This window comes from Bacillus cereus group sp. BceL220, assembly GCF_051776965.1.
GTDB lineage: Bacteria > Bacillota > Bacilli > Bacillales > Bacillaceae_G > Bacillus_A > Bacillus_A cereus.
Map to the genome: position 1 here is coordinate 1 of NZ_JBPWBC010000018.1, position 6,368 is coordinate 6,368.

Consider the following 6,368-nt stretch of genomic DNA (forward strand, 5'->3'; position numbering starts at 1 on the left):
TATATTTATCTTTTTGTTTAGTAGGATTTATAGTCTCTTTAAACTATTATGTTAATAAAATTAAAAAACTTAATTCTTAATATCCTTATGGCTAAAGCCATCTATAAAATGACAATATAACTAAATAATTTTTTGGTATGATTTTTGGATTTTGTTTTTTATCCGAATTTTCTGATTCAAATATTTCAACTTTATGAATATAGTAGGTGAAATATTTGTGTGATAGTATTTGAGATAGAAAAAAGCCAACTTTAAAAAGGATGTGAATTGAATGTGTAAACGACTGTAAAGGGTTATATTAAGGCAACGTTTAGCTGTTATTAGTGTAAGGTAAAGATATATTTTGTAACAGTTGATATAAAAATGAAGAAATAGGTACGTTTTTGTTTGTCTGACTATTTTAAATATATGAAAAATAAGGCCGGTTTGAGTTTTGACGAAGTTAAATTCTAGGTGAGATGTTAATAATAATTAATTAGGTTTAATAAAGGGGTACCTTATACGCAAAAGCGTTTATATTAGTAACTTAAGGAGCTTGCTTTTATGAAAACTACCGATTCAAAAGGCCTATTAGGAAATAGGGTTTATTTACAAGTTTTCTCTGCCTATTCATTGCTTATGCTTGGTGTTTTTATTGATATGTTAGCGATTATGACTATAGTTGGGTTTGAATGGGAAGTAGATCCTACTATGATTGGGTTGATCCCTGTTGCATATGCACTTCCTGGAATTATTTTTGGCTCATGGGCAGGTGTTATTGCGGATCGTTTTAGAAAAATTCCAATTATGATGTTCTGTAACCTAATGGTTGGTCTAATAACAATTGCTCTTTTATTTGTACAAGATATCCACTGGCTCTTAGTGGCATTAATGATTCGTTCCATTTTTATTGTTTTCTATTATCCTGCACAGCAAACACTAACAAGACAGATTGTATCCCCGGACTTGCTTACTAAAGCAGTAAGTATCAACGGAATAGTAGAGCAGGGTACAAAGATAGTAGGCCCACTTATAGGGGGCATGTTGCTGAGCTGGTTTCAACCAGAGTTCTGCCTCATTATAAGAGCTATAAGTTGTTTATTAGCTACCTTGGTTCTGATACCCACAATAAAATTTAAAGAAACTATATCGAAAGAATTTGTTGAAAAGCAAAAACAAAGTACTTGGACCGCTTGGGTACAAGGGTGGGGTTATGTGTTATCTAATCGGATAATATTATCAACCATGATTTTCGTTACAATAGCCATGGCAGTATTACAATTAGTAGACTCACAATTCCCAACTTTATTTAAGAGCTTATTCCCACATGATAAAAGTAAAATGGGATATATCATTTCTATTATTGGTCTTGGCGGAATACTTGGTGCATTACTAACTCAGAAATTAAAACAATTTCAATATGGCTGGGTAGTATGTGGAGGTATGGTTTTAATGGGAATTGGTTTTGGGGGGATTGGTTTGATAACGCCCGGTACGGTCTTCGTTTTAGCCTATTTAATTAGTTTTATCGCTGGTATCGGAAGTGGGCTGATGCTTGTATCTAATCAAGTCATTTTACAAATAGAATCCGATCAAGATCAAGTAGGAAGAGTATTTGGTATACAAAGCAGTTTAACAAACGCAGTTCTAATTATTTCTCCTGCTATGAGTGGTCCATTAGTGCATTTGTTTGGAGTAACTCAACTCTATGTTTATGGAGGGATTGGGCTTGTTATTATTGGAGTAATTGGAGTTTCACTGCAGAAATATTTATGGGCTAAACATAAACACGAACCTATAAGAGCAAATAATTTTTGAAGGGAAGATTTTTATGACCAATGAGGAATGCTATCCATTAAGCCATCCGCAGCGAAGAATATGGTATACAGAAGTCGTTCATTCTGATAAAGGAATATGTAATTTAAGATTTTTATTTAAACTTCATCGAAAAATGAATTATTCAAAATTAAACCAAGTTGTGAATCGCGTTATCAGTGAAAATGACGGTCTGTGCATTAGGTTAAAAGAAAATGGGCATCAGGAACCGAAACAATATTTTACTAAACATGAAGAACAAGAATTTGAGTTTTTTGATTTCAGTAATGTGGAGAATACAAATTTGCTTAAGGAATGGATTGAGCAGAAAACAAAAGAAACGTTTACATTATTTAATTCAAATTTATACTATTTCGCTTTAATAAAATTAAACGATAATGAATGTGCAGTCTTTGGAAATGTTCATCATATTATTATGGATGGTTTATCAATTCAAATATTTACTGAGCAGATTGCAAAATATTATTATGATATGCATAACGAGAATGAGGAGGGTGAAATTAAAAATTCATATGTTCAATTTCTGACCAACGAACAAACATACTTGAATAGTAGTCGCTTTCAAAAAGATCAAAAATTTTGGTTAGAGGAATTTAAAACACTGCCATCTGTGACTGGATTGAAGCCTTATAATACGTACCAAGTTAGTACCAAAGCATCACGTGAGACGTTTATATTAACTGAACATTTGAAGAGAAAGATAGAAAAATTTTCTGAAGATTACAAAATTAGTTTATATACTCTTTTTGTTGCTGCTTTCTCGTTGTCCATGTATCGGTGGACCTCATCGCTTGATATTGGTTTAGGAATGGCTTACGGTAACCGTATGACTAAAATGGAACGAAAATTGATTGGAATGATGGTGAGTACAGTTCCTTTAAGAATGGATATTGATCCAGAAGAAGAAGTACTTTCATTTATTAGTAGAGTGTCCAGAAAACAAAGTAAATCATTAAGACACCAGAAATATCCATTTGATTTGTTATTAAAGCAGATTAATAAAGAGAATAACAGTAATGTGAGACTTTTCGGAACTACGATTGATTATAGGGATCGTGATGAAAGTGGTGACTCACTATGGATTCCAAACCGTGAAGAAGTACAAGATTTTGCAGTGCATATTGAAAATCTAATTGATATAGACTCTTTACATGTACATATTGATTATCGTGAGGAGCTATTTTCTAAGGAAGAGATAGAACGATTCTTTAACGTTATGCTAGTGATACTGGGAAATATTTTTGAAAACCCAAAGCAGAAGGTGGCTGAAATAGAAATCATTTCTGAGGAAGATAAAAGAAAAAGTTTAGTTGAGTTCAACAATCCTAAACTGGATGTCCCACCTCAAGTAACTATTCATGAAATGTTCGAACGGCAAGCGATGATTTATCCAAATTCTATTGCAGTTACGTATGAAAAAGAAAAAATTACTTATAAGGAGCTTAATGAACGTGCAAACCAGTTAGCTCATTATCTGCAGAAAAAGGGAGTAGGACCTGATACTTTAGTTGGACTGTGCGTTGAACGTTCCCACGAGATGATTGTAGGTATTTTAGGGATTTTGAAGGCTGGTGGGGCTTATGTCCCACTTGATCCAACATATCCAGAGCAACGACTTCAATATATTTTAGAAGATGCTAGCATTCAGTTATTCGTAACGCAAGAAAGTCTAAAAAAATTGAACTGGTTACCAGAAAATGTTGAGTCGATTTGCCTGGATCGTGATCAAGATGAGATTGGGAAAGAAAGTAAGTCTTTTCCGGTTTCTAGTGTCGGTCCCCAAAATCTGGCATATGTAATCTATACTTCGGGATCAACGGGAAATCCAAAGGGCGTTATGATAGAGCATCACAATGTTATTCGGCTATTTAAATCGACGGATTGTTGGTATCAGTTTAATGAAAAAGATACTTGGACGCTTTTTCATTCGTATGCATTTGATTTCTCAGTATGGGAAATTTGGGGAGCGTTATTATATGGTGGAAAATTAGTTGTTGTTCCGTACTGGATTAGTCGATCACCTAAGGATTTTTATCAATTATTGGTGGAGGAAGAAGTCACAGTTCTAAATCAGACACCTTCCGCATTTCGACAATTAATACGAGTGTGTGAACAAGAAGATAAGAATAAAAATTTGCAGCTGCGTTACGTAATATTTGGCGGAGAAGCGTTAGAACCTATTAGCTTGTTACCGTGGTTTCAAAGGTATGGGGAGAAAAACCCACAGTTAATTAATATGTATGGAATTACCGAAACTACAGTTCATGTTACATATTATCCAATTACTCTAGATGATGTGCAGCATGCTTCAAGAAGTAATATTGGAAAGCGGATTCCCGATTTAGAAGTGTATATACTAGACGCTTATCAACAACCTGTTCCTATAGGTGTTGATGGTGAACTTTATATTGGTGGAGCAGGATTGGCACGTGGATATTTAAATAGACCTGAATTAACAGCAGAGCGTTTTATATCTCATCCATTTAGTAGTAATCCGAAAGCAAGATTATACCGGACAGGAGACTTAGCTAGGTATTTGCCAGATGGGAATCTAGATTATCGTGGAAGAATTGATCATCAGGTTAAAATACGTGGTTTCAGAATTGAGATTGGGGAAATTGAGTCTACTTTAAGTACATATGCATCTGTAACAGAGGCAGTTGTAATTGTAAGAGAAGATGAGCCGGGCGATAAAAGATTAGTAGCATATGTTGTAGGAGATGGAAATGTAGATGCGTGGAGAGAGTATCTTAAAGCGAAACTACCAAGTTATATGGTTCCTTCGGGATTTGTGGCGATGGAAGCTATTCCACTTACAGCTAACGGTAAAGTTGATCGTGAGGCCTTACCTATGCCAGAGGAAAAGCAGATTAATAGTGAATGTGTTGGGCCTCGGAATAGTAACGAACAGATACTGACTACCATTTGGAAGCGAGTATTAGGTGTTAAAAAGGTGGGAATCTATGATAATTTCTTTGAAATTGGTGGCGACTCGATTCTCAGTATTCAAATCATATCTCAAGCAAGTCAAGTGGGGTTAAAACTTACTCCAAAGCAAATGTTTGAATGCCCAACTATCGCTGAGCTGGCACAAGTGGCTATAGAAACGCAGGGAGTACAAGCGGAGCAGGGAATTGTGATAGGTGATGTGCCTCTTACTCCAATTCAGTGCTGGTTCTTCGAGCAAGAACATCCACATACAGAGCATTGGAATCAATCAATGCTTTTAAGAGTAAAAGAAAGATTGAATGTGAAATTACTAGAGGGAGCGATATTAAATTTACTGAAACATCATGATGCTTTACGTTTCCGGTACGAACAGTTACCAAACGGAACGTGGAGGCAGAGAAATGAAGGGACTGATGAGCTGTCAGTACTCCATGTTGTAAAACGTAATCAAGTTAATGAAAAAGAGTGGAATAAAATAATACAAGAAGAGATGAACATTAATCAAGCTAGTTTCAATTTAGTTACTGGTCCGTTAATGAGAGTAGTGTACTTTGAAGATAACTTAACTGGAAATGATCGAATATTCTGGGTGATTCATCATTTAGTAGTAGATGGAGTGTCATGGAGGATTCTATTGGAAGATTTACAGGTGGTATATAACCAGATGAAACAAGGTCAAGAAGTTCGCTTACCTGCGAAAAGTACATCTTTTAAAGAGTGGTCTGAACGACTCCAGACATACAGTGATTCGGGTATTTCCAAAGAAGTACAAAATTATTGGAATGAACAAGTAGAAAAAGAAACGATGAAAATTCCAATGGACTATCCAATACAAGAAACAACAGAAGAATCGATTGATCAAGTGACGAGGACTCTAGGAATAGAAGAAACACAAACATTGTTATACGAAGTTCTAGTCACTCATAAGACAAGGATTGATGAGGTACTATTAACGGCATTAGGACAAGCTATCGTCGATTGTACAAATCAGCAAACCGTTTCTATTCATCTAGAAGGACACGGAAGAGAAGAGATGATTGAAGGTATTGATTTATCAAGGACAGTGGGCTGGTTCACGAGTATTTATCCCGTTCATCTCAATTTTCAAGGAACTCAGACACCTATTGAAGGGTTAAAGGCAGTCAAAGAACAATTGCGTCAAATCCCAAATCGCGGAGTAGACTATGGTATTTTACGTTACTTGAATAAAGGATTACTTCCGTTTTATCAGCAAAAGCCTTCAATAAGCTTTAACTATTTGGGCCAATTTGATCAGGTGTTTTCAAGGGACTCTTTGTTTATGCAAGAGACAGGATTTACATTTTTAGATCATGCTCCAGATTCCAAACCATCTCATCTAATTGAAGTTATCGGAATGGTGAAAGATGAAAAGTTACATTTTATTTGGATGTATAGTAGGGAACAGTTTTCTAAATTAAAAATTCAAGTGATAGCAGATGGTATGTTAAGGCATCTCCGTCAACTTATAAATAAACCAACAACAGAGTCTGCTTTTACGGTATCAGATTTTGCTGATGCAGAGGATCTTACGGAAGAAAGCTTAAGCAAAGTATTACTTAAATTAACAAAGAAGAGGGTGTAAA

At 35.2% G+C, this 6,368-nt stretch carries 2 protein-coding genes; both read left to right on the plus strand.

Going from position 1 to position 6,368, the window contains the following annotated elements; genetic code table 11:
* The first annotated feature begins 543 nt into the window (after nt 1-543).
* Nucleotides 544-1,797, plus strand: coding sequence for an MFS transporter (locus ACS2FK_RS26875; RefSeq protein WP_000858613.1), 1,254 nt, complete (start codon nt 544-546; stop codon nt 1,795-1,797).
* Between the two features lie 13 nt (nt 1,798-1,810).
* Nucleotides 1,811-6,367, plus strand: a complete 4,557-nt coding sequence (locus tag ACS2FK_RS26880; RefSeq protein ID WP_063547297.1) for a non-ribosomal peptide synthetase — start codon at nt 1,811-1,813, stop codon at nt 6,365-6,367.
* Nucleotide 6,368 lies beyond the last annotated feature (1 nt).